The 24,617-nt window shown below is 54.6% G+C and carries 20 protein-coding genes and 1 pseudogene; 11 read left to right on the top strand and 10 right to left on the bottom strand.

The features are described from left to right. The first annotated feature begins 66 nt into the window (after window positions 1-66). Complete coding sequence (locus HPY30_14925) at window positions 67-564, top strand: hypothetical protein (GenBank protein QYZ67156.1); 498 nt, start codon at window positions 67-69, stop codon at window positions 562-564. Then, window positions 557-2,941 (top strand): hypothetical protein, encoded by a 2,385-nt coding sequence (locus HPY30_14920; protein ID QYZ67155.1) that lies wholly within the window; start codon window positions 557-559, stop codon window positions 2,939-2,941. The genes HPY30_14925 and HPY30_14920 overlap by 8 nt, the downstream gene beginning before the upstream one ends. A 34-nt stretch (window positions 2,942-2,975) precedes the next feature. Here HPY30_14920 and HPY30_14915 read toward each other — a convergent pair whose 3' ends face one another. Together HPY30_14915 and HPY30_14910 are read right to left on the bottom strand one after the other, a co-directional pair. After that, a complete protein-coding gene (locus HPY30_14915) occupies window positions 2,976-4,685 on the bottom strand; it encodes a L,D-transpeptidase family protein (protein ID QYZ67154.1) in 1,710 nt (569 codons plus the stop codon). Between the two features lie 301 nt (window positions 4,686-4,986). Next, a complete protein-coding gene (locus tag HPY30_14910; GenBank protein QYZ68075.1) occupies window positions 4,987-5,742 on the bottom strand; it encodes a GGDEF domain-containing protein in 756 nt (251 codons plus the stop codon). Between the two features lie 506 nt (window positions 5,743-6,248). Here HPY30_14910 and HPY30_14905 point away from each other — a divergent pair. After that, window positions 6,249-6,641, top strand: coding sequence for a hypothetical protein (locus HPY30_14905; GenBank protein ID QYZ67153.1), 393 nt, complete (start codon window positions 6,249-6,251; stop codon window positions 6,639-6,641). Here the strand turns inward: HPY30_14905 and xthA are convergent. Together xthA and HPY30_14895 are read right to left on the bottom strand one after the other, a co-directional pair. Then, window positions 6,638-7,453 (bottom strand): exodeoxyribonuclease III, encoded by an 816-nt coding sequence (gene xthA, locus HPY30_14900; protein ID QYZ67152.1) that lies wholly within the window; start codon window positions 7,451-7,453, stop codon window positions 6,638-6,640. The two genes, HPY30_14905 and xthA, sit on opposite strands and share 4 nt — an antisense overlap. A 293-nt stretch (window positions 7,454-7,746) precedes the next feature. After that, entirely contained in the window at window positions 7,747-8,040 is a 294-nt protein-coding gene (locus HPY30_14895) for a hypothetical protein (GenBank protein QYZ67151.1), read from the bottom strand. A 148-nt stretch (window positions 8,041-8,188) separates the two neighbouring features. Here HPY30_14895 and yaaA point away from each other — a divergent pair, with 148 nt between their 5' ends. The 8 genes and pseudogenes from yaaA (at window position 8,189) to putP (ending at window position 16,261) form a co-directional block, all read left to right on the top strand. After that, window positions 8,189-8,956, top strand: a complete 768-nt coding sequence (yaaA, locus tag HPY30_14890; GenBank protein ID QYZ67150.1) for a peroxide stress protein YaaA — start codon at window positions 8,189-8,191, stop codon at window positions 8,954-8,956. Beyond that, window positions 8,935-9,726: a TatD family hydrolase gene (locus tag HPY30_14885; protein QYZ67149.1), complete on the top strand. Its 792-nt coding sequence runs from the start codon at window positions 8,935-8,937 to the stop codon at window positions 9,724-9,726. Before yaaA ends, HPY30_14885 begins: the two co-directional genes overlap by 22 nt. A gap of 5 nt (window positions 9,727-9,731) precedes the next feature. Continuing rightward, a complete protein-coding gene (locus HPY30_14880) occupies window positions 9,732-10,430 on the top strand; it encodes a 4'-phosphopantetheinyl transferase superfamily protein (protein QYZ67148.1) in 699 nt (232 codons plus the stop codon). 82 nt (window positions 10,431-10,512) lie between these two features. After that, window positions 10,513-11,511, top strand: a complete 999-nt coding sequence (galE, locus tag HPY30_14875; GenBank protein QYZ67147.1) for a UDP-glucose 4-epimerase GalE — start codon at window positions 10,513-10,515, stop codon at window positions 11,509-11,511. A gap of 9 nt (window positions 11,512-11,520) precedes the next feature. Beyond that, window positions 11,521-12,324, top strand: a complete 804-nt coding sequence (locus HPY30_14870) for an undecaprenyl-diphosphate phosphatase (protein ID QYZ67146.1) — start codon at window positions 11,521-11,523, stop codon at window positions 12,322-12,324. Between the two features lie 250 nt (window positions 12,325-12,574). Then, window positions 12,575-13,273: a lamin tail domain-containing protein gene (locus tag HPY30_14865; GenBank protein QYZ67145.1), complete on the top strand. Its 699-nt coding sequence runs from the start codon at window positions 12,575-12,577 to the stop codon at window positions 13,271-13,273. 133 nt (window positions 13,274-13,406) lie between these two features. Next, window positions 13,407-14,633: pseudogene (locus HPY30_14860) on the top strand (DNA photolyase). Window positions 14,634-14,821: 188 nt separating this feature from the next. After that, window positions 14,822-16,261 (top strand): sodium/proline symporter PutP, encoded by a 1,440-nt coding sequence (gene putP / locus HPY30_14855; GenBank protein QYZ67144.1) that lies wholly within the window; start codon window positions 14,822-14,824, stop codon window positions 16,259-16,261. A gap of 88 nt (window positions 16,262-16,349) precedes the next feature. Here the strand turns inward: putP and HPY30_14850 are convergent, their stop codons facing one another. The 6 genes from HPY30_14850 to HPY30_14825 all read right to left on the bottom strand — a co-directional run bounded on the left by HPY30_14850 (window position 16,350) and on the right by HPY30_14825 (window position 24,449). Beyond that, window positions 16,350-17,561, bottom strand: coding sequence for a hypothetical protein (locus HPY30_14850; GenBank protein QYZ67143.1), 1,212 nt, complete (start codon window positions 17,559-17,561; stop codon window positions 16,350-16,352). Window positions 17,562-17,637: 76 nt separating this feature from the next. After that, window positions 17,638-19,593: an ATP-dependent DNA helicase gene (locus tag HPY30_14845; protein ID QYZ67142.1), complete on the bottom strand. Its 1,956-nt coding sequence runs from the start codon at window positions 19,591-19,593 to the stop codon at window positions 17,638-17,640. Between the two features lie 39 nt (window positions 19,594-19,632). Continuing rightward, window positions 19,633-20,130: a hypothetical protein gene (locus tag HPY30_14840; protein ID QYZ67141.1), complete on the bottom strand. Its 498-nt coding sequence runs from the start codon at window positions 20,128-20,130 to the stop codon at window positions 19,633-19,635. A 545-nt stretch (window positions 20,131-20,675) separates the two neighbouring features. Next, complete coding sequence (mrcB, locus tag HPY30_14835; protein QYZ67140.1) at window positions 20,676-23,009, bottom strand: penicillin-binding protein 1B; 2,334 nt, start codon at window positions 23,007-23,009, stop codon at window positions 20,676-20,678. Window positions 23,010-23,016: 7 nt separating this feature from the next. Then, a complete protein-coding gene (locus HPY30_14830) occupies window positions 23,017-23,745 on the bottom strand; it encodes a L,D-transpeptidase family protein (protein QYZ67139.1) in 729 nt (242 codons plus the stop codon). Next, window positions 23,742-24,449: a type 1 glutamine amidotransferase gene (locus HPY30_14825; protein ID QYZ67138.1), complete on the bottom strand. Its 708-nt coding sequence runs from the start codon at window positions 24,447-24,449 to the stop codon at window positions 23,742-23,744. Before HPY30_14825 ends, HPY30_14830 begins: the two co-directional genes overlap by 4 nt. Window positions 24,450-24,617: the final 168 nt, after the last annotated feature.

Raw genomic sequence — 24,617 nt, 5'->3', positions numbered from 1 at the left:
AGTGTCAGCCGAATAGCAGATCAGCCATCACGAAGTTAACTACTATTGGAGTAGAGGAGGCGGCAGATGGCTGCTTTTGGGCGTTCGGGTCGGATTTTATCGGCGGTGGCCCTAGGGCTGTTGTTGCTGGGAGGGCTTGTATATCTGGCTTGCCGCAACAGTTCTTCAGTCTATTTCCTGGCAGGCATCTTTCCTGAAGCGATCGGTTACTCCATGCCGGCCGCAGCTGTTTGTAGTTCGGTTCCCTCCTTCATCCATATCTATGCATTTATTTTACTCACAGCCGTCGTGCTTAATCCGTCCAGAGCTGGACTGGCCCTGATCTGTCTATGCTGGATAGCCATAGAACTCTTTTTTGAATTCGGTCAGCACCCGTTTTTCGCTCAATACCTGACTGAAAAGATACCCGCGTGGTTTGAAAACTTTCCTTTCCTCGAAGTCGCGGACACCTATTTTCTAACCGGTACATTCGATCCCCTGGATGTGCTTTTCATTCTCTTTGGCACAGCTGCGGCATTACTAACCCTGCATAAGGTCCAGCGGTGGGAGGTGGATCATGCTTAAGATCAATAATAAGGGTTTACAGGCCTGGAGAACAGCGTCGCTCGTTCTGGTGGTCGTCTTTGGTATCTTGACGATTTTAGGTTCCGGCGACAGCGTTCAGGACCTTTTCGATCCCTATGCTATCGCCGACGCGGGTCCCGACCAGCATGTCCGGACTTGGTCAACCGTCCACCTCGATGGCAGCGGCAGTAACACCCCCCTTGGGGCGGATCCTGGTGCAAATAGTGCTGTCTACTCTTGGGAAATGATAAAAAAGCCGGCAGAGGCACAATTCTGGATGAGTGCCACAAACGTTCTCAATCCAACATTTCTTGCCAGTTACCCGGGTGAATATATTGCTCAACTAACCGTCAAACATAACGGACATACCGGGTTGGACAATGTCACGATTACCGCTTATGCGGAGTCTAATGAGATCAGGCCAACCGCTAATGCAGGCGCGGATATTGTCGCAAAACATGGTGCATTGGTTGAGTTGGATGGCAGTCGCAGTTTTGATCGATATATAAGCAAATCACTCATCTATACCTGGTTCATGACTGAACGTCCTTTGGACAGCAACTCAGCACTCTCTTCAAGAGATGTAGTCAATCCCACTTTTATCGCTGAATTCAATGAGAATGATGGACGGAAGAGCCACTATGAGATTCGCCTGCATGTGATAGATGAGGATGACTGGGTAGCTACTCCTGATCATGTCGACGTCTATGTCTATCCGTCAGAAGGTTATGCCCACCCCACACCGATTGCCGGACCTGAACAAAGAGTCAGCACAGGCACACAGGTGAACCTCGACGGGAGTGAAAGCCATGATGTGGATGGCAGGCCCCTGACCTACGCATGGCAGTTCTATTCAAGACCTCTGGGGAGTCATGCCGTTCTATCTGGCGCCAATACATCAATGCCTTCATTCACCCCTGATGTGGACGGTCTCTATGTACTCTTTCTGTCGGTCGATAATGGTGAGCGTAACAGCAGCAGTGATCTGATCGGCGTCTTTAATCAAAGTCTCTATGACCGGAAAAATCAGGACCGGGTGAAGGTGACGGCAACATCTGACACACCTGAACCTGTCTCCCTTCTTGGACCGGATCAGCAGATCTTCTATGCTGGACCGGATAGCCAGATACTGGATGCCAGTCGTTCCATCCCCGTCAGTGGAATAACCGGCTATGGCTGGGGACTGATCAACAAACCGGCCACCAGTAACGCCACTGTCGTGACTTCTGATCCCCTTGATCCGAATGGTGCCCAGCTGAATTATGATATGGAGGGGGATTATGTTGTAGGCGTGGTGGCATTAAATATCCATCAATTGGACTACGACACAATAGTCTATAAGGTCACCACGAATACCCCGCCGGTCGCGGATGCTGGCACCGATCAGAATGTCACGGCCAATTTCCCGGTCACATTGAACGGCAGCAATAGCAGTGATACTGACCTTGACCCTGTAGCCTATAGCTGGAGCCTGGTTTCCACGCCGGTAGACTGGACATCCTGGCCAGGCGCGTGGCCACTGCTTTCCGAAGGCAGAGAGGCCAGTCCGACCTTTACCCCTACAGTGAACGGCAACTATATTTTACGGCTGACCGTTAACGATAATCAGGTTAGCAGCGATTCCGACAGCGTAACAGTTACTGTCTCCGGATCGATGATCAATTCACCGCCTGTCGCCGATGCAGGCCCCGACCAGCCCGATGCGGTAACAGGCGTGCAGGTTACCCTGGACGGCAGTGGCAGCAGTGATCCTGATACGGATCCAATCACCTTCCTCTGGCATTTTGAATCAGTGCCTCTGTTGAGCATGATGTCCGATGCATCACTGGCAACACCAACCCTTGAGCAACCGGTTTTTACACCCGATGTTGAGGGTGTCTACCAACTCTCGCTTGTCGTAAATGACGGCCAGCTCGACAGCACTGCGGATACGGTAAATATAACCGCCACAGATCCGGGTGGTGTTTGCAGCAATCCACTTACCCTGCAAACCGCCTTGCCATACCTGCCAGGACTTGGAGAGATGCCATCGATTATCCAGATCGATGCCTCAGGGATAGACACGATCAGGGTTGTCACCACAACTGATCCCAGTGCATTTTTGGACGTATCTGCACTACAGGCATTCATTCCTGACCAGAATCAGATATCGGAAGCCAATTTTATTACGATCAATGGAAACTGGACGATATTCAGCAGGACGCATGACAATCCAGTGAGTGACACCGTATCGCCGTCATTTATCCTGGAGCGGCAGAGCGATAATATCTTCTTTAAGGTCGATGTGGCATTCACAGGTTCTGACGCGCTCGCAGAGGTACAGATCGATTCACTGACGGCTTGCCGTTGTGGTGCGGATGCGGGAGATTGCCCATAAGTCCGAGCCTCCTGAGCGGGGTCGACACCCCGCTTTAGCGAGTCACCGAATCGGAAGAGAGAGGCAGTCCCGCTACCGACAGACTGGACAGCTTGTTGCCACCGGACGCCAAAGCCTGGATCAAAGGGGCATCCAGGCCATAGACGTCAGCCCGGAACTGGGGGATACCATCCTCATTCGCCCATGCAGAGAAGTAGGCCAGATAGACCGGTATCGGTTGCTTTAACCGCCAGATCATCGTCTGACCGGAATCGATACCCTCCTGCAGCGCCAATGCAGAGGCCTGCTCGCTCTCCCCCTGTAGTAGTTGTGTAGCCAGGAGGGAGGCAGACTCAACCCGCACGCATCCTGAACTGAAAGGGCGTGTTGGCTGTTCAAAGAGTCCTTTTGCAGGGGTGTCATGAAGAAAGACCGCGTAGGGGCTGACCATATGAAATTTGATTTGGCCCAGACTATTGCGGGGACCCGGCATCTGTCTCAGGACAAAGGGGAAGTCATTCTTGTGATACAAACTCCAATCGATAGCCGCCGCATCCTCCTGAATCCAGCCCCCTTCTTCTCCCTTACGAAATACTGCAATCCCCTTACTGTCGAAAAAATTGTCGTCCCGTAACTGTTTTGGCAGTAAATCCTCCACTGCAATACGTCTTGGAACCGTCCATTGAGGGTTGAGCACCAGATGGGTAATCCGGCTTTTGAAGGAGGGCGTTTCACGTTCCAGCTTGCCACCGACAGTGCGTCGGTGAAAAACCTCTGCACCCTGATCCCTCATCGTCACTTCGAAACCTGCAGTGTTGACCAACAGATAACGTTCTTCCAAAGAGTGGGGCAACCAACGCCAACGCTCCATATTGGCCTTGATCTGGGCAAGGCGGTGTCCCACGGATACATTCAGCTCAGCCCTTGTTTTCGGGCCAACCCGGCCGTCCACATCCAGTCCATGGCGCTGCTGGAAACGTCTCACCGCAGCTTCCAACGGTGGATTAAAATAGTCATCCCCATCCGCCAATGGTTCGAGATAGTCACCTTCAATACGCAACCGCTCCCGTAGCAACAAAATCGAGGGATGACGATCACCTGGACGCAGGATCTGAACCGCAGGAAAGGGTTTCCAGCCCCCTTTACTCTCGATTTCATGGTACTCGTATAGCACCTGCCGCAAACGCTTGTACTCCAGCGCGCCTGGAGCCAGGTCACCCAACAGGTCAGACAGGCCATCTGCCGACAACGCGGCCTGCAGGAGTTCCATCGGTTCAGCCCGGTCAAAATTGAAGTGCCAGAGCGGATCCAGGTCTGCCGCTTTGACACGGCCTCCACGAAGATCGCCTGCATAGCGGAAAAAGGCATCGGTGAGTAGAAGTTCACGTTCCAAAACCACAGCCGGATCCCGCAGGAGTCGTGATGCTTTCAAACGCGAAAAATGATAGTCAACAGGCTCCAAACCTTCCGTCAAGGCGTTGCCAAGCAGGGTCAGTAGCGTCTCACCCTGGGCATTGAGGTGCTCACTCTCATGCCATACCGCTCGTCCCTTCCGATCCTCGTAGAAAGCCTGTAACAACATCCAGTTGGGTTCACGGGCGGGAATGGCGACTTCTACATCCTGTAGCACTGCCTGCAGACGCTCGCGAATCGCCGCCACACCACGCAGTTCGTCTTCAAGCGACGCACTGTTTACTGTTCCACACCACAGCGTGACACAGAAAAGCCCGATTATGGTAGATATGTAGTTATGCGATTTTTCCATCCAGATACCTGAAGCATCCTCAACCGTTTCGCAGTTGCGGTTTTTTCCAGGGGCATGTGCATGGAAAAAGAGGCCGGTACGCTGATGCGCACAAGCAGGCTAACTCAGCAACTCCTAACATTCAGAGTATAAAGGCCGAAATAGATTCAACTGCGATTACCCTATTCTGTCAAGGACCTGCCGGATTATGGCTAGAAAAGATCGATCTCACCGCTTTGAGGTTGTTCGGTGTTTTTCAGCAAATTCTGCTCGACCAGATCTTCGTAGAAGTGCAACTGATTCCGCCCGTTGTTTTTGCATGCTAAAGCGCCCTGCCGGCACTTCCGATCACATCTGCAGTACCGTTTTGATCCCTGATTTCAACTGCCCCGATACTGATAGTGATACAATCTGCCTGCGGCATCTCGTGGGACCCCACCGTCCTAAGGCAGCGTTCCAGCACAGAAGCCGCATCTTTCTGAGAAAATACCTTGAGAATAACGACGAACTCTTCACCGCCATAACGAAAAATCAGGTCCCCATCCCGGAAGGTATCAGTCAGCAGACGCGCTAACAGAGTGAGCACTTCATCCCCAAACAGATGACCAAATTGATCATTAATCCTCTTGAAAAAATCGACATCAATTAACGCCAACCAGTAGGTGGCCTCATCTTCAGAACGGCGCTTTACCTCAGACCTGGCACTGTTACGTTTGTGACAGCGCAAAGTCAGCTGTTTCATCACTTCAGTGCTCAGGGTTTCACGATTCAACAAGCCGGTGAGTTTGTCTTTCTGATTTTTATCCAGCAGAGTAAGGTAATTTGAGTAGACCTTCAGCAGTCCATAGGTCAGGCGTTGAAGTTCAAAACTGGATTTTTCAGTAAACTGCACCAACACGGCGAAGACTTCATTCCTGGTATTGAATACCGGATAGACAGTATCTGTTATGCTGCGCCTGTCATCGTCTACCGAGACAACCTCGCCCTCCTCCACGGCAGCGGCAATGCCCTTGGAAAGTGCTTTGGAGATATGCCGTTCAATCGCAGGAATACCTGAAACCTCTTTGTTCTCGGCCATGTGAGCAAGCAGAAGTAGATCGAGATTCTCTGCTTCACCAGACACCTGGTAGAGACGCAGCTCCTTGCTGGGCGCAACCTCAGCCAGAGTTTTCACCAAGCTTTATTCGATCAAATCCCGGTCGTGAAACCGGGTAATCTCTGCCAGAGAATCGATTACCTGGACGGTTGATACTTTTTTCAAAACTGCCATGCTTGGTTTTTTCTTTATAATCAGATATTTAAGATAATGGAGCAACAACAGAAACAGGCGCTTCCGCTTGCAGGAAAAACATGAGGAAGCACGCTAAAACGATCATTTCCAAGTCCAATTTGACCTACAGCAGGAAAATTTTTCATATCTGGGCACCCAATGTCTCTATTCCTTTTTCCTTGCCCGTATTTTACATTCATTACAAAGCCGCTACCTGAAGAATCGGGAGCTTCAACAATTTGTTTCGCTAGTATTAGCGGCAGCTAATTGAAAACCTTAAAATCGGGACTTATTAGTCTAGAGTCAGTCATCAAATGAAGTTACTCTTCCTGCTGGTACTACTCACCCGCAACGGCGCCGGTGATATCAACGCATCCTTCGTCAATACAGAAACTCTGGAGCAGTGTGATCTAAAGGCGCTGATGCTCAGTGGCATCTTCTCGACGGCAAATATCGACATCGTCGAGAGTCGCTGCATATCGAGTCAGATGCAATTTTCCGAGTTTTCCCATGCCGGTTCGTCGAACATGAACCACACTTTCTACCTGATCCATTTCAGTGATGAGGCGGTAGAGATCCAGCCCATGCCGGACTGGCGTAGTTGCATGATCAAACAGCGGGGGGCAGACAACCGGAAGCGGGTCTACTGCAGCAGTACCCTTCAATCCCTCTTGGCCCACGAGGAGCCTGAGTCAACCAACCCCTAAAAGTCGAACTCCGCCCAAATTGGACAGTGATCCGATGGCTTCTCCATCCCCCGAATCTCATGGGCGATACCCGCACCAGTACAGCTCCGATTCAGGGGTTCGGTCGCCAGAATCAAATCGATACGCAATCCCCGTTTCGGCTCCCGGTCAAATCCCCGGCTGCGATAGTCAAACCAGCTGAACTGGTCTTCTACATCCGGGTACCGGGTGCGATAGGTGTCGTGCAATCCCCAGGACTTCAGACGCTCAAGCCACTCTCTCTCTTCCGGGAGAAAACTGCACTTGCCGGTGCGCAACCAGCGCTTGGCGTTGTCCGGGCCGATACCGATATCGATATCCAGCGGTGCAATATTCATATCACCGATCACCAGCACTGAGTCCGTAGGCTTGTGAAATTCGTTCAGGTAGTTGAGCAGATCTGCGTAGAATTTCCGTTTGGCGGGGTATTTCGTCTCGTGATCCTGGCTTTCACCCTGGGGAAAATAGCCGTTGATCACGGTGACCTCATTGCCCTTCCCCGAGGCATAGCGAGCGATAATCAAACGCCGCTGGGCATCCTCATCATCGGCGGGGAAACCCTTCTCCACGGCCAATGCCGGCTGTTTGGAGAGCAGCGCCACACCATAGTGGGTCTTCTGTCCGAAGAACTGCGCCTGATATCCCAGGCTCTCCATCATATCGAGGGGGAAATCCTGATCCTGTACCTTACTCTCCTGAATGCCGATGACATCCGGATCGTAGGATTCCCGCAGTCTGGCTAGCTGATGTTCACGTGTGCGAATACTGTTGGTATTGAAGGAAACAACTTTCATAATTACACTCTTAATCCTGTGTCTGCCAGGAAAACCCTATCTAACCACAAAGAACACGAAGAGCACTAAGGCAAGCGCTTGATTAAGGAACCTCTGATCAATTGTCATTTCGAACGTAGTGAGAAATCTCATACCTCGAAACCTATTATGCACCCTGTAGTTTGAGATCTCTCCCTATGGTCGAGATGACAATGATCCAATTGATCAGAGGTTCCTTAACAATAAGCTTTCTTCGTGTCCTTCGTGCGCTTCGTGGTTAAAGCGTGTTTTTAGGCAGAAACAAATCCAATCTATCAAAGCACTTCCCGGGTCTCTTTCTCACCCGTCTCAAAGCCGTGCAGATAGGCTTTTCCCCAGGGCAGAAACTCCTGCCCGACGATACGCTCGTCACTGTCTGCCTCGACTGCCTGGGATATCTGCGCTCCATAGCCCAGATCCCGCAGGGCGCGGATCATGCCGTTGGCATAACCCCGGTTATACCAGAGTTGCAGATCTCCATCCGATTCGGCCAGTCCGTCACTCTCCCCATAGAGCCGTTGCAGCAACCGCAACATTTTTTCTGCGACAATCTCTCTATCCTGATTCATTATCAGACCTAATATTGATATTGCGGGAAAGGCTAACACGCGATTGCAATCTGCACTACTTCACCATAACCTCAGACCGGTTGCGGTTGTATTTCACCTCCAGGATCGCGATTATTCGATTCTCCGTCAGCAATTCGGCAACCACGCTATGTTAATCGTTATCTCTCCTGCCAAGACCCTGGACTATGAAACACCCCCGGCCACCAAAACCCATACCAAACCGGCGTTTCTGAAACAGTCCCAACAGTTGATCAATAATCTGCGCAACTATTCGGCACTGGATCTGGCGGAACTGATGAAACTGAGCATGAAGCTGGCTGAACTCAATTTCGACCGCTATCATGACTGGAAGACCCCTTTTACCACGAAAAACGCCAAACAAGCGGCATTGGCGATGAAGGGCGATGTCTATACGGGACTGGACGCAGAGAGCCTGAACGAAGATGATTTTACCTTCGCCCAAGATCACCTTCGCATCCTCTCCGGACTCTACGGACTGATGCGTCCCCTCGACCTGATGCAGCCCTACCGGCTGGAGATGGGCACCAAACTGCCCAATGAGTCGGGCAAGGATCTCTACGCCTTCTGGGGAACCACCATTACCGATGCGATCAATAAGGCGCTGGCAGCACAGGGAGACGACGTACTGGTCAATCTCGCCTCTAATGAATACTACAAATCGATCAAGCCCAAACTGGTGAAGGGACGCATCATCACTCCGCAGTTCAAAGAGAATAAAAACGGCAGTTATCGCATGATCGGCGTCTATGCAAAAAAGGCCAGGGGACTGATGAGCCGCTACATCATCGAAAATCGGTTTACCGACCCGGAGGATATCAAAGGCTTCGATGCAGCGGGTTACGACTACAATGAGACGCTCTCCCAGGGGGACCAATGGGTCTTCTCCCGAGGCTGATCGACTCCCACTGCCACTTTGACGATACCCGCTTCGACCAGGACCGGAAGCAGGCCTTTCAGCGAGCAAGGGAGGCGGGAGTTACCAGCCAGATCATCGCCGGGGTGAAGGCCGAATGGTGGCCGCGGCAGAAGCAGGTCTGCAGGGATTATCCTGGACTCTACCCCGCCTACGGTTTGCACCCTATGTTCCTTGATGATCACCGCCCGCAGGATATAGAGCGGCTCGTTTCCTGGATCGAAAGGGAGCAGCCGGTGGCCGTCGGCGAGTGTGGTCTGGACTTTTTCATCAAAGATCCCCAGCCGGAAGCGCAGCAGGCACTGTTCGAAGCACAACTTGAACTGGCCCAACACTACCGATTACCGGTGATCATCCATGCCCGCCGTTCCGTGGAGCAGGTTTTCAACAGCCTGAAACGATACCCTGGCCTAAAGGGAGTGGTGCACAGTTTCTCCGGCGGTGAACAGCAGGCCCGCCGACTGGTCGATCTGGGTTTTCTTTTGAGTTTTGGTGGACCCATCACCTATGAACGAGCCAAACGCCTGCGCAGTCTGATCCAGACCCTGCCCCTGGAAAGCTTGATGCTGGAGACAGACGCACCGGATCAGCCAGACAACGGGCACCGGGGGGAGCGCAACGAATCAGCCTATCTGCCAACCGTGTTGCAAACAGTCGCGGAACTGCGCAACCAACCTCCTGCGGAGGTCGCAGCCATAACCTCGGATAATGCCGTGCAGCTATTCAACATTCCCTCCAGCGACGAGTCGTGACAGGCATGATGTTTCACCCAGGATCTCCTGTACCGAACCTCACCGACCTCTGGCTGTCCGAGCGTCCGGAATCGGCACCCGAACCGGGCACTCTGCATCTCTGGTCCATCGACCTGGACCGTTCTGACTTCCACCATTACCTTTCACAGGATGAACTGACTCGAGCCGGCCGGTTCACACTGGAACCACCAAAAAGCCGCTTTATCGCCGGCCGCAGCGCCCTGCGATCCATTCTTGGACACTATCTGGCCACCCCGCCCCTATCTGTCCAGCTGAAATATGGCGAACACGGTAAGCCTGAACTTTCCGATCATCCAGGTGATATCCACTTCAATCTGGCTCATAGCGGCCCTCTTGCGATCCTGGCAGTCAGCTGCGGCAACCCTGTAGGGATGGATGTGGAAAAGATCCAATCACGCAGATATATGCCCGGCATTGCCAAGCGCATGTTCAGCACAGAGAATTTCACGTTGTTGGAATCACTTTCCGGCTCAGCCCAAACCAGACTCTTCTGCCATTTGTGGACTGGCCTCGAAGCGCGGCATAAATGTCTCGGCACGGGGCTGTTCACGCCCACCCAGGCAAGTGATGACGCCATGCCCTGTTGGGAAAACTTCATCCCTGAACCCGGTTTTTGCGGCGCAATCAGCATGCAGAAGGAAATTCCAAAAACGGAAAACTGGACCAGCTTCAAATTTCAGTGACATTCAGTAACGGAGACATGACGCAACCCGCCGCTCCCGGTATGATAGGCCGGTTTTGATCATATCGACAGCGGAGCGAATAATGGCCAACAAAGGGATTCTAATCACCGGTGGCGCCGGCTACATCGGCAGCCACACTGCACGTCAGTTGGGGGAAGCCGGGGAACGTCTAATCACCCTGGACAATCTCTCCACCGGCTTCAGAGAGGCGGTACTCTACGGTGAGCTGGTAGTCGGCGATACCGGCGACCAGGCGCTGGTCAGCCGCGTGCTCAAGGAACATGATATCGACACGGTGCTGCACTTCGCAGCCCACACTGTGGTACCCGAGTCGGTCGAGGATCCACTCAAGTATTACGGCAACAACACCTGTAACACCCGCAGTATGCTGCAGTGCTGCGCTGAGGCCGGGGTAAAAAACTTCATCTTCTCCTCTACCGCCGCCGTCTACGGCACGCCCGGCAACGGCATCGCCCATGAGGATACCCCCACCAGCCCGATCAATCCCTATGGCACCTCCAAGCTGATGTCGGAATGGATGTTGCGCGACCTCTCCGCCGCCACCGCTATGAAACATGTCATCCTGCGTTACTTTAATGTCGCCGGTTGTGACCCGGAAGGGCGCATCGGCCAAGCCACCCCCAATGCCACACTGCTGACCAAGGTGGCCTGCGAAGCGGCCGTGGGAAAACGGGATTCCGTCTATATCTACGGCACAGATTACCCTACACCGGACGGTACCGGGGTACGTGACTACATCCATGTAGAGGATCTGGCAGCTGCACATGTAAAGGCGATCGAACACCTGCGCAGAGGGGGAGACTCCGCTATCCTCAACTGTGGTTATGGGCATGGATTCAGCGTACGCGAGATGCTGCAGGCGGTGGAGAAGGCAGGCAACATCAAACTCGATATCATCGAGGCTGACCGCCGAGCGGGCGATCCACCGGCCTTGATCGCCGGTGCTGAGAAGGTGCGCGAGGTGCTGGGCTGGAGTCCTGCCCACGACGATCTCTCAGTTATCGCCGGTTCTGCGCTCAACTGGGAAAAGAAACTGCTGAAATCACCCTGGAAAAAATAGAGACCCACCATGGAACTGCTTCAGATATTCATCCTCGCCGCTCTCCAGGGGCTGACCGAGTTTCTCCCTATCTCCAGTTCAGCGCACCTGATCCTCGCCCCTCTTGTACTGGGCTATGCCGATCAGGGACTGGACTTCGATATCGCAGTCCATGTGGGTTCTCTGCTGGCGGTAATCAGTTATTTTCGCAAAGAGGTCGTCAATATCACCAGTGATTTTTTCCGCTCACTGGTGAATCGCAAGGCCAGCTCAGCGGACTCCCGCCTTGGCTGGATGATCATCATCGCCACCATTCCCGTCGGTGTCTTTGGGTTGTTGATGAAATCGCTGATCGAAACCGATCTGCGCACCCCGCTGGTGATCGCCATCACCACGATCAGCTTTGGTATCGTCTTGATGATGGTGGATCTGCTCGGTCGTCACACACGGGACGAATACACGATTAAATGGACAGACGCCCTTATCATCGGCGTATTTCAGGCATTTGCCATCATTCCAGGCACCTCCCGCTCTGGTGCAACCATGACAGCAGGACTGCTGCTGGGACTCTCTCGCGAGGCGGCTTCCCGCTTCTCCTTCCTGATCTCCATTCCGACCATTCTCATGTCCGGCGGGCTGGTAACGTTGAAGTTAATAGAGAGCGCCAATCCCGTGGAGTGGGATTCTCTATTTATCGGCGCCATACTCTCATTTATCACGGCCTATCTCTGCATCCATTTCTTCCTGCAGTTCATCGAAAGAATCGGCATGCTCCCTTTCGTGATCTATCGACTGATTCTGGGCGCCGGGATTCTCTATATCTTTCTTCCCTGAGGTTTAGACCACCTTGTGGGTTGGGTTAGACGCACATCACCGCTAAAACCAATAACTTCCACCAAGGCAAAGCGTGTGCCGTAACCCAACCTACGTTTTCTGATGGCTCATATCCAGTGTCAGCATAATCCTACAGAAACATCAGGATTATCGGCTTCTTCCAATACGAAGACTGGGATATTTTGAACGCGTCTTGAATGATCCAAGACCTCCAAACGGAGTTGGAGCCAATGCACAAGGAGTGCTTACGATGCCCGTCCCAAAACATCCCACTATTTTTCAGCGCCTGCTGTTCGCCGCTTGTCTGACATTCATCTCCCCGGTAAATGCGACACTTGTCATCAACGAGGTCGATTATGATCAGCCGGGTAGCGACCAGGCGGAATTTATAGAACTGTTCAACACGGGGGTTACTGCCCTCAATCTTGACGACTACACACTGCAATTGATAAACGGGACTAGCAGCACATTCTACCGAACCTACGATCTGCCCACTTTCACCCTGGATGCCAACGCCTACTTTGTGTTCTGCGGGGATGCAGACAATGTACTCAACTGCGACTGGGATGTATCACCGAACAGCAACCTGATACAGAACGGAGCACCCGACGCCATCGCCCTGTTTCTAGGAAATACACTGATCGACAGCCTCAGTTATGAGGGGAATATCGTCGGATACGCTGAAGTTTCTGGCAGCGGCCTGAGCGACCCGTCAAATGCCGCCTTTCTCGGTCTTTCACGCTCCCCGGACGGGGCTGACACGAACAACAACAATCTCGATTTCAGTCAGGCCTGTATCACTCCCGGCATGGGCAACAGCACCCAAGCAAACAGCTGCAGTGCTCCCGTTAATCCGGTTGCCCTGCCGGAGCCCTCCAGCTGGCTGATTATGATGATGGGTTTGGTGGGTATGCTGCTGCCGAAGAGATACCGCGAAAAAGAGATGTGAACAGGGTTGCCCGATCCGCTGCGCTTGATCGGGTATACCTTTCTGCATCATCTCCCGCTTGCATGCCAATCCCCGCTTGCGTACAACTACGGCCATGAGCAGCCAACCCGCTTACGCCGAAAAACTCCCCCGCCTGATCGATCAGACAGGCATAGGAAAACTGCCTGAGATACAGAGGATATTTCTGCAGTCCCAGGCGCTGATCTATCGCTTCACTCTGCAGGAGCTGCAAACTCTGGGTGAAGTCTGTCTCGACCTGAACATGTGGGGAGAAGACCCTATCGAGCAGATATGGCCGAGAGAGATCTCCTCAGACTTCGCACCAAAAAAGAGACGGCAAGCGATTTTGGGGCTGATTCGGAGACATTGGGAAGATCTTCGCCAACAGCCAAACCAATATCCCATCTCTTTTGACAAGACTGAATATCAGCCAGACAGAATCAAACGGGTAATGGTGGAAAAACCCAAACTCGGTCTGGGTTATTGCCCGGTGGCATCGTCCCGCACCCGCTGCTGTAATCTGCTGACACTGGATGCGGTGGAAAACTGCGGCTTCGACTGCAGCTATTGCAGCATCCAATCCTTCTATCATGGAGACGAGGTCCGCTTCGACAGCCGATTCGCCGAAAAACTGGCCCAGCTCGAGATCGATCCTGACCGGATCTACCACATCGGCACCGGGCAATCTTCCGACTCCCTGATGTGGGGCAACCAGGCAGGGATTCTCGATGCGCTGAGTCGTTTTGCCACTGAACATCCAAATGTCATTCTGGAGTTGAAGACCAAGTCGAAAAACATCAGCTACCTGGAAAAGAATCCGCTACCGGCAAATATCATCTGTACCTGGTCTCTCAATACCCAGACGCTGATTACCAACGAAGAACATCTGAGCGCATCACTGGAGGATCGCCTTATGGCTGCCCGGCGTCTGGCGGACAAAGGCATAATCGTGGGCTTTCATCTCCACCCGATGATCCACTACGCCCAGTGGCGAGAAGACTACACTGAACTCTTTGAACGGATGACATCACTGTTCGACCCGGATGAGGTGGCCCTGGTCTCAATCGGCACCCTTACCTACATTAAACCGGTGATCAAAATGCTGCGGGGCCGGAGTGACTTTCACAGCAAGATCCTGCAGATGCCAATGGTGGAGAGTGACGGCAAGCTCTCCTATCCTGAAGAGATAAAACTGGAGATGTTCTCCCACGCCTACCAGCAGCTTGCGCCCTGGCACGATAAAGTATTTTTCTACCTTTGTATGGAGAACCAACGTTTGTGGAACCCGGTCTTCGGTTTTGAATATGCGAGCAATGATGAGTTTGAGAATGCAATGAAAGCGAGCTATCTGGCAAAGATCGAGCAGCACCGGATCATAAACTCCACAAAAACCCCGAACGATTGTCATTTCGAGCGTAGAGAGAAATCTCATACCTCATGACCTGTTAATCACTCTGTAGTTTGAGATCTCTCTCTACGATCGAGATGACAACGACCTCATCTATCAGAGGCCTCTAAACAAATCCTATGGGATAGGCTGGCAATCTCATGACACAAAATCAACTATTGATCGACCTTACCTTCGTGCTCTATCTGGTCGCCATACTGGGGATCGGCATCCACGCCTGGCAGCGCACACGCAACCTTTCCGATTTTGTCCTCGGGGGACGCCAGCTCGGCAGTTGGGTGACAGCTCTGAGCGCGAGTGCCTCGGATATGAGCGGCTGGCTACTGCTTGGTCTGCCGGGTTACGCCTATCTCTCCGGACTGGAATCCATCTGGCTGGCAGGCGGTTTGTTGATCGGCACTTGGCTCAACTGGCGTTTCATCGCCGCTCCACTACGAGTCGCATCGGAGCAGGCAGGCAACGCCCTGACCCTGCCGGAGTATCTCTCCAACCGTTTCGACGACAAGAGCGGCCTTATTCGCACCATCTCATCCCTCTTTATCCTGCTCTTTTTCCTCTTCTACACCAGCTCCGGTCTGGTGGCCGGCGGCAAGCTTTTCGAATCAGTGTTTGGTCTGCCCTATCTCTGGGCCGTGGCGGCCGGCACCCTCACCATTATCCTTTACACCTCTTTTGGCGGTTTCCTCGCAGTCTCGTGGACCGATCTGCTGCAGGGACTGATGATGGCGGCGGCACTAATCATCGTGCCGCTGATGGCATTCGGAGAGCTGGGTGGAACAACGCATACCATCCAGCGCATATCCGAGTTTAACCCGGCACTACTCGACCCATTCACCGACAACAAGGGTGTGCCCCTCGGTTGGATAACCATCGCCTCCCTGCTTGCCTGGGGGCTGGGCTACTTTGGACAACCCCACATCCTGGCCCGTTTCAAAGCAATCCGGCGTGTGGAGCAGATTCCAACAGCCCGGCGCATTGCCATCACCTGGGTGCTGTTGACCCTGACCGCAGGCTGCCTGGTGGGTCTGACGGGTATCCCGGCTTTTGAGACACCGCTGGCCGACCCGGAGCGGGTGTTCATCCACCTGGTGGATCTACTCTTCCATCCGTTGATTGCAGGCATCTGTCTAGCCGCTATCCTGGCGGCCATCATGAGCACCGCCGATTCCCAACTGCTGGTGGCCTCCAGCGCATTTACCGGGGATCTGTACAAAGGTCTTTTCCGGCAGAACGCAAACGACCGCGAGTTGATGATCACCGGCCGACTGGCAGTCGTCGGCATCGCCGCCATCGCCTTTTTGCTTGCACTCGATCCCGACAGCAGTGTGCTCGACTTGGTCTCTTACGCCTGGGCGGGATTCGGTGCCGCCTTCGGACCCGCCATCCTCTTCTCACTCTACTGGAAACCCATGACCCGTAATGGCGCACTCGCAGGTATCATCCTCGGTGGTCTGACCGTGGTCATCTGGAAACAGCTGTCAGGAGGGATCTTCGATCTCTATGAGATATTGCCGGGCATCATTGTTTCAACAGCCGGGATCTTGGTCTTCAGCCAGCACCGTCAAATAACGAAGGGCTGATCCGTAGGCCTGTTCAAGCTTGCGGAAACGGCAGACATGTCAGTCTATTGCCTGATCCGCTACGCTTGACCAAGCCTACGAATCCACATTAGACCAAATCGGGAAAGGTCAATTTTTTCCAAGGGATGGAGATACTGGCCCTGCCAGTTTCATCCGGGACATTGATCTCGAAATTTTCCATCGGTTGATTATCGATCGTCAGTCGGGTGGATTCAGGTTTTTCAGTGTAGATAGTCAGACCCGACAGGTCATATTCCGCTCCACCTGTAACGAGATTGATCAGGATCAGACTACCGTCCTCGCTCTCTTCGACACGGATCTGCTCCGTCATCTTCGTGTACTGCAACAACCGGTAGGTCGTGGCGACAAGAATCTCCTGGCGGTCGGCGTACCCTTTAAGCCGACGAAACCCGTTGCGGGTCGCTTCGGAGAAGATCTCTGCCCTGTCTGCGATCTTGCCAAGATGGGTATAGATAATGCTTTTGGCCCGCTTGCGTGTCAGGGTCGACAGCACCCTGTCCGTCAACACCTCGGGAATACCCTGGGCGGTCTCCCCCGCGCTCACACCACCCCAGTGGGGATTGCAGCGCATGAACTCGATCACCGATTCACCACTGCGCAGGCTGGCAGGATAGATCAATCGGTTGCCTTTGTGCAGCGCATATTTTGGATGATTCTTGAGTGCCAGCAGGCTTTTGACGAAATCCTTCAGAATCGTCTTTGCCGCCGGCACAGCATGTTTCATTGACCAAAGCCCACCATACCCCTTCGCACAGTCCTGACCTATGACGCTGGTAACGCGGCCCCGCCAGACATAACGCACGCCGTGCCGATAGGTAAGATCAGAGTGGAAGGCCTCATGCCCTTCGAGATCCCCTTTGCCAAACATAATACCGGGGTCGAAGTTGGTGACCGCCTTGGAGTGGTCCACCCAAACTCTGATGCAGCAGTCATATGACTCCAGCTCATTCAGCGCCCGTTCCACATAACCTCTATCCACCGCAAAATCGCCATAGGAGTGGAAGCTGTCGATATAGCCGGAGCGGATCAACCGCCGCGCATTCTCCCGACCATCATCATCGGTATTCCAGTAGGCGAACTGGTTATCGGGCATATCGAAATAGAGTGTATTGCCAATCTCCAGCCCGACACCTGGTCCCATTGCCGTCTCATCTTCGGTATTGAGGAATCTGGCGATTTCAAAATACTCCCGCCTTGTCGGCGTCTCATCCAGATCGCTGCAGATTGCCAGCATCGCGTGGTAGGGATAGGGGATCTTCCTGATTTTAGGGTCGGTCATGATTGCAGGGCCTGTCGGGTCTTCTTGATTATTTTTCTGCACGGATCACCGCACACCGGTTCGATTCTTTTACGCTTCACTGGTTTTCTGAAACCGGTGGCGTCGGATTTTCCTGCACACCATCGTGATAGGCAAAAAAACGTTTCACATTATTGAAATCACGGCTCTTTGTCATCGGTGGCAGGCTTTTGATAAAGACCTTTCCGTAGGGTTTGCTGAGCAGACGTGGATCACAAAGCACCAGCACACCACGATCCTTCTCATCCCGGATCAGGCGTCCGGCACCCTGTTTCAGAGCGATAGCAGCCTGGGGCAGTTGAAAGGTCATGAAGGGGTTGCCGCCCCGTGCCCGCAGTGCGTCGATCCTCGCCTGCAGGACCGGATCGCCCGGCGAGGCAAAGGGCAGCTTGTCGATGATCACGCAGGAGAGCGCATCACCCCGCACATCCACTCCCTCCCAGAAGCTGGAGGTTCCCAGCAGCACCGCATTGCCGAGGCTCCTGAACTGTTCAAGAAGTTCACTGCGGGGCGCGGTTCCCTGCACCAGCATGGGAAATTCGATACGATCCTGCAGATAGCCAGCCGCCTCCTGCAGGGCGCGATGACTGGTAAAGAGCAAAAAGGCGCGGCCACCGCTTGCTTCCAGAATAGGGATGGAGAGATCGGAGACAGTGCGGTTGAACTCGGGGCTGCTGGGTTCCGGCAGATCACTGGGCACATACCAGAGCGCCTGTTTCGGATAGTCGAAGGGGCTGTCCCAGCAGTGGGTCTCGGCATCCTCCAGCCCCAACTGATTGGCAAAGTGGCTGAAACTGCCCCCCACCGCCAGGGTTGCGGAGGTAAAAATCCAGGCCGCCGGATTGTTTGCCATACGTTCCCGGAAGATAGCCGAGATCTCCAGCGGCGTCCGGTTGAGTCGGAAGCTCTGACGCTGGGTCTCGAACCAGCGGATATCCTGTGTCTCATTCTCATCGAAGAGTTGATCCAGACGCGATGACAACTCCTTGCAGCGGTCGCGGCAACTGTCGAGCCCCTTGCCCCGTCCTTCGATCGCTTCGAGCATGTCACCCAGAATCGATAACTCGCTGCGCAACCGCTCCAGCCCGGCCTCCACTGCCGGGTTGTTCTCCACATCGGACCATGCACCACGCCGCATCTCCAGACCAAAGGCAAGACGCAGATCCCGGGTGACCTGTTTCAGACGATCGGCCTGATCCACGATCTTCGGCAGATCCCCCGCTTCACGGTGATACTCCGCCACTGTATCCCTGGCCAGATCGAGCAACTGGCGGCCACTCAGACTCATGCCGAAGAAGTTACCCGCCACATCCGGCAGTTGATGCGCCTCATCCAGGATAAAGCAGTCTGCACTCGGCAACAGCTCACCAAAGCCCTCGTCCTTCAGCGCCATATCGGCACAGAGCAGATGGTGGTTGATCACCACCAGGTCCGCCTCCTGGGCACGCCGCCGCGCTTCCACCAGATGACATTTACTGTGGGCAGGACACTCCTGACCCAGGCAGTTCTCAGTGGTGGAGGTCACCATCGGCCAGATGCCCGCATCTTCAGGAATCGCCGACATCTCGGCGACATCGCCGCTCCTGGTCTGTCCCGACCAGCTGCATACCTGCTGCAGTTGATCGCTCTGCTCGGCAGTCAAACGCCGATCCTCCAGCATGGCTGTCTCCATGCGGTGTGTACAGAGGTAGTTGGCTCGCCCTTTGAGCAGGGCGACGGAGACAGGGCTGGAGAGGCTCTCCCGCACCAGTGGCAGATCCCGATGGAACAGCTGATCCTGCAGATTCTTGGTACCCGTGGAGACGATAACCTTGAGACCCGACATCAGCGCCGGTACCAGGTAGGCAAAGGTCTTGCCCGTCCCCGTACCCGCCTCGCAGATTAGCACCCCGCCATCGTTCAGGATGCGGCTGATGGCTTCCGCCATCTTCTGCTGCTGCGGACGGTGGGAGAAGCCGTCGATGCGCCGGGCGAGCCAGCCATCAGGCCCGAAGATCTCGGCAATATCGGTCATGAAGACTTTCCCGGATGCACCTGAGCGACGATCAAGATGTTAACCGGACTGGTTGTCCCAGACCTCGGATTCGAGTCCATCATCACGGGTCCAGACCAGGCGGCCGATGATCTTGAAACGGGCCACCGACATGGCGCCACGTTTGGCCCGGCTGCTGCTGGAGTCATTGACGAATTCGAGGATCTCATCCTTATCCGCCTCGTAGATTTCGTAGGGTTCATAATCCTCGTCCATGAGTACCAGCACCACGCTGTCCCACTCCCGATCGAGTTTGAGTTGACCGATACGTTGTCCGGACTTGCTCTCGTCGAAGATGGTGCGGGATTTTATCTGCACCCGCCAGCCGTCCCGTGATGGGTCGATGGCATTGTAGCCGGTCTCACCCTCGGGACGCGGCTCCAACCGCAGTAATTTTACTGCGTCATGTTCGGCAATCTCATTGCTGATGCCGGGCAGTGGCTTGCCCATGGTGCGACGATACTCTGCCGCGAGCAGACGGGCCTGGGCGATCAGTTTGTCGGCGGCGTAGACGGTCAAGCCGGGTTCCTCATGGGTGCTATTCCTGGATTGTATCTGAATGTGGGGGGTGTGGCACAGGGTTGGGTTTGATTTATTGTGTCGCTGCGCGACGTTTTTCTAACAGGCTAATCGATACTATCGTGATTTTCTTTTGTCTCTGACAACACGTTTTTCGTCCTGCTGGACGAGTCACTTTTCTTTTTCGTGAAAAGAAAAGCAACCAAAAGAAAGCACGCCCGACTATCACGCCCTGCGGGGCGCTGCGATGCTCGCAAAAGTCGGCGGGACCGGATCTCGCTACGCTCAAACAGCCGGTCCCTTCTCCCGACTTTTCCTGCGCTTCTCGCTCGTGACAGAAACGGGGTTACCCACTCGCAGACAGCACCTCACCTGGCTAGCGGCTGGGGACTTTCACGCCACCGAGCACCGCAGGAGCGGTGCCGAACCGCTGAAAGCGGACCCGAAGGGTGCCCGCCAGGGAAGGCGGGCATAAAGAAAAGTATCCTGCCGTAGGGGCGCGGAAGCCCCGTTAAAACAAAACCGCCGCATAGCGACACAAAAAATCACCGAAACAACTGCTGAAACCAGTCGATATTATCATCGACAAAAGTCTCACTGCCTCTCTGTGCAGAGGCGCACTCAGCCCGTCGCGTCGGTTCGCTACCACGGATGAACGGCACCAGTCTCGCCTCCGCACATCCAGCGCCAAGCAGTCCCGATTGCGGGTCGATGGCAACAGGCACAATGCCTTGCGGCATCTTTTCGTCCAGGCGCGACACACCGATACGCCGCATCAGGTCTCCCCATACACGCATAGCGCCGTTGGAACCAGTGAGACCGGTACCCTTATTATTGTCGCGACCCACCCAAACGACAGCCACCCGCCGCCGGTCAAACCCGGCAAACCAGCTGTCCCGTAACTTATCGGTAGTCCCGGTCTTTCCGGCCAATCCCCCCACATTGGAGAGCTGGTTCACAAGCCCCCGACCCGTCCCCTCGAAAATCACCTGCTGCAGGGCTTTGCTCAGGAGAAAAGCCGCCTTTTTGTTGGCAACCTGAGACACGGACAAGGAGTAGCGGGAGAGCGGTCTGCCGCGCGCATCCGTCACTGCGCTGATCGCCCTCAGTCGGGCCAGCAGGCCACCTGTCGCCAGCGCCTGATACATCTGAGCCATCTCCAGGGGAGAGAGGGAGACCGCCCCAAGCAGCATGGATGGATAGATATTCAACGGCCGTTCGACACCCAGATCCCGCAGGATTGCCGTCACCTTTTTCAGACCGACATCCATGCCCAGTCGGACGGTCGCCAGATTGTAGGAGTGGGCCAGCGCGTCCTGCAACAGGACCTTACCGTGACTCTTACGATCGTAGTTGCGGGGCGACCAGATATTACCGTCAGAGCCTTTAAGACGAATGGCGCTATCCTGCAGCGAAGTGGCCAGCGTATAACGCCCGGGCTCGGAGAGTGCAGCGAGAAAGACCGCCGGTTTTATCAGCGAACCCACCGGCCGTATTGCATCCAGCGCACGGTTGAAACCAGCGTAGCGGGGATTGCGGTCACCCACCAGCGCGCTGACTTTTCCTGTCTCCACATCGGCCACCACCAGCGCACCCTGCAAGGTGCCGGCCTTGATTCCAGGACGTTTCTCGATCTGTTTCAACTGACTGCTCAGCGCCTGCTCCGCCCGTTCCTGTACCCAGGGATCGAGGGTGGAGAATATGCGCAGTCCCTCACTGTTGAGATCTGCTTCGTCATAGTCCCGCCGCAGTTGCCTTCGCACCAGGTCGATAAACGCAGGATAGCTACCCGCCCCCGCCCGACCCTTCTGCAAACCCAAGGGCGCCTTTAATGCCGATGCTGCCTGGCCCGCGCTGAAGAGACCCTGCTCCTGCATCAGATTCAGCACCAGTGTGCGGCGTTTCAACGCACGCTCGGGGTGACGTTTGGGGTCGTAGGCCGACGGACCCCGAACCAGCGCCACCAGCAGTGCTACCCTCGGCAGATCCAGTTCAGCCAACGGACGGTTGAAGTAGAAGCGGCTGGCCAGTCCGAAACCGTGGATAGCACGGCCGCCATCCTGCCCCAGATAGATCTCGTTGGCGTAGGCTTCGAGGATCTCATCCTTGCTGTAGTGAAACTCCAGAATCACCGCCATCAGCGCTTCATTCACTTTTCGCAGCAGGGAACGCTCTCTGGTAAGGAAAAAATTCTTCACCAGTTGCTGGGTCAGTGTGCTCCCCCCCTGTACGACCCCACCGGCGCGGATATTGGCTATCAGCGCCCGACCTATGGCCAGCAGGTCGAGACCGAAATGGGACTGGAAATGGCGATCCTCCACGGCGAAAAGGGCCGACACCAGCAATTCCGGCAACTCACTGCGTCGCAACAGCACCCGATCCTCGCTGTGGGCCGGATGCAGGCTGCCGATCAATGCCGGTTCGAGGGGGTAACTGTCGAAACGTTTGCCGTTCGCTGCCTGTTTGAGGGTTTTGACACGCCCCTTCGCGATACGGACTTCCAGATAGTCGGAACCCCGTTGGCCAGTGGCGAAGTGGAACGGGCGGGTACGAATCAGGAAACGCCCTTTATAGCTGGAGTAGCTGCCGGCATTGTCGGGGTGTTTGATCCTGCGATAACCCAATCCGTCCAGCGTTTGACGCAGGCGCTTTTCAGTGAGCGGCACACCGGGCCGGAGCAGCAGCGGTCGTCCATAAACCTGTGCCGGCACAGCCCAGCGGCGGCCCTCGAAACGAACCTGCACGATCCGGTCGAGATAGAGTACATAGAGTGTAGCGCTGAAGATCAGCGCCGCCAGGCCCAGCCAGATCCAGCGCCTCCAAGACGTTGCAGCGCGCCGGGTGCTCCGTCTGCCCCGCTTTTTCCTGCGTTTTGCCATATGAGAGTCAGTGCACCGCTGCCAGACGATCGCACTCGCTGTTACAGGGGACCACCTTGGCTGCCAAGGGAAACTGCTGCAAACGTGCAGCGAGATAGCGATAGAGCTCCTCGACCCACGGCGCGCTATCCTGTTTGGCCGCAACAGAGTGCTGCCGGAAATCCCGTGGGGCGATCAACACACCAGCCTGCTCCATGCCGATGCGTGCCGCCAGCACAAAAAGCTCCTCGATCCCCCGGTTTCCCATTGCCAGACAACCGGCAGACCAAGTGCTACCGTGAATAAAGATATTCGACCCAGGCTGCATCCGTCCCTCTACTGAGGCGTTGGCCCAGTCGAAGGTATTGGGATAGTCGAGTTTCATCGAAAGGTGGAAGGCGCTATTGGGGTTGAGGGCCTCGATGCGGTAGAAACCCTCGGGTACCTGCCGGTCCCCTTCACGCAGTTTAGGTCCGCTCCCTCCGCTGGCGGCCAGCACGGGGTAATCGTGGATATGCTTCCACTGAGTATCGCTGAAGACCCACAATTCTACGATGCGGCGATCCTTCAATGCTATAAACTGGATCTGCTGCGGCGGGTATTCGACTCCTGCGTGATGAAAACGTTTCTCCAGTACCGCTTCCGCTGCAGGGGCGTAACGCTCAAGTGCGCGTTTAAGATCAGGATCGATGATTGCCGAAACCTCTGCCAGAACCAGACTGTTCCACAGCAGCAGCAACAGAAGCGGCAGTCTCACTTGCGTCGAACCCGTTCAAGCCAGTTGCCGTAGATCACATCAGAAACCTGATGCAGCTGTTTTATCTTTGCCGACAGATCATCGGTAATGGTCGTGGAGGATTGTGCACAGCGGGAGGTCAACATCAGATCACTGCCATACTTGGACAACCAGGCCTCCACCATCTCCTCGGTCATCTCCAGATGGAACTGCATGCCGATGTGATCTCCAAAAATATAGGCCTGATTGCGGAAACACTTGCTCTTGAGCAACGGTTCACTGCCGGGGGGCATGGAGAAGGTGTCAGCGTGCCAATGAAAAGTATCGAAGGAGGTTGGAAGTCCATCAAGCCAGCCGGTGTGCTCTTCACCATTGATACGCTGCAGTGGATACCAACCGATCTCCATCCCATCTCCCTTGGTGACCTCACCGCCGAGCGCCTTGCTCATCAACTGTCCACCAAAACAGATCCCCATCATCGGCACCCCGGCCTGGTGTGCCTTGCGGATCAGTTTCAGCTCGGCATCCAGCCACGCCAGCACATCGTTCACGCTCGCCTGAGCCCCCATAAAGACCAGCCCGGAGACATCATCCACCTGCGGCGGCACCGGGCGGTCCGCATCGATACAGACCAGTTCCCAGGGAACCTGGTGGCGATCGAGGAACTCCCCAAGATAACCGGGGCCTTCACAGGCGATATGTCGAAAGATGCGGATCGGTTTCACGTTGACTCGGACAGCGGGGTTTAGAACTCCATTTTAACCACGGATTCAAGGATTAGAAACCATCTAAACAGTCCACTTTAGGAATAATCCATCACAGGCTGAAAAACAGGATGTCCAACCTTGCAGAGTCGATATTCTTGAACTATGGATTATCTGTTGAGTCGTTTA

The sequence above is a fragment of the Gammaproteobacteria bacterium (ex Lamellibrachia satsuma) genome, from assembly GCA_019623805.1.
GTDB lineage: Bacteria > Pseudomonadota > Gammaproteobacteria > Chromatiales > Chromatiaceae > QGON01.
The sequence above is the reverse complement of the archived record's forward strand: the minus strand, read 5'-3'. Positions and strand labels throughout refer to the sequence as shown.

Excerpts from the sequence above, each read along its gene's own strand:
- HPY30_14845 (QYZ67142.1), bottom strand. The coding sequence starts at position 19,593 with ATGACCGATATTGCCGAGATCTTCGGGCCTGATGGCTGGCTCGCCCGG.
- HPY30_14865 (QYZ67145.1), top strand. The coding sequence starts at position 12,575 with ATGCCCGTCCCAAAACATCCCACTATTTTTCAGCGCCTGCTGTTCGCC.
- galE (QYZ67147.1), top strand. The coding sequence starts at position 10,513 with ATGGCCAACAAAGGGATTCTAATCACCGGTGGCGCCGGCTACATCGGC.
- HPY30_14905 (QYZ67153.1), top strand. The coding sequence starts at position 6,249 with ATGAAGTTACTCTTCCTGCTGGTACTACTCACCCGCAACGGCGCCGGT.
- HPY30_14880 (QYZ67148.1), top strand. The coding sequence starts at position 9,732 with ATGATGTTTCACCCAGGATCTCCTGTACCGAACCTCACCGACCTCTGG.
- HPY30_14925 (QYZ67156.1), top strand. The coding sequence starts at position 67 with ATGGCTGCTTTTGGGCGTTCGGGTCGGATTTTATCGGCGGTGGCCCTA.
- putP (QYZ67144.1), top strand. The coding sequence starts at position 14,822 with ATGACACAAAATCAACTATTGATCGACCTTACCTTCGTGCTCTATCTG.
- xthA (QYZ67152.1), bottom strand. The coding sequence starts at position 7,453 with ATGAAAGTTGTTTCCTTCAATACCAACAGTATTCGCACACGTGAACAT.
- HPY30_14910 (QYZ68075.1), bottom strand. The coding sequence starts at position 5,742 with ATGGCCGAGAACAAAGAGGTTTCAGGTATTCCTGCGATTGAACGGCAT.
- HPY30_14920 (QYZ67155.1), top strand. The coding sequence starts at position 557 with ATGCTTAAGATCAATAATAAGGGTTTACAGGCCTGGAGAACAGCGTCG.
- HPY30_14915 (QYZ67154.1), bottom strand. The coding sequence starts at position 4,685 with ATGGAAAAATCGCATAACTACATATCTACCATAATCGGGCTTTTCTGT.
- HPY30_14885 (QYZ67149.1), top strand. The coding sequence starts at position 8,935 with ATGGGTCTTCTCCCGAGGCTGATCGACTCCCACTGCCACTTTGACGAT.
- mrcB (QYZ67140.1), bottom strand. The coding sequence starts at position 23,009 with ATGGCAAAACGCAGGAAAAAGCGGGGCAGACGGAGCACCCGGCGCGCT.
- yaaA (QYZ67150.1), top strand. The coding sequence starts at position 8,189 with ATGTTAATCGTTATCTCTCCTGCCAAGACCCTGGACTATGAAACACCC.
- HPY30_14850 (QYZ67143.1), bottom strand. The coding sequence starts at position 17,561 with ATGACCGACCCTAAAATCAGGAAGATCCCCTATCCCTACCACGCGATG.
- HPY30_14870 (QYZ67146.1), top strand. The coding sequence starts at position 11,521 with ATGGAACTGCTTCAGATATTCATCCTCGCCGCTCTCCAGGGGCTGACC.
- HPY30_14895 (QYZ67151.1), bottom strand. The coding sequence starts at position 8,040 with ATGAATCAGGATAGAGAGATTGTCGCAGAAAAAATGTTGCGGTTGCTG.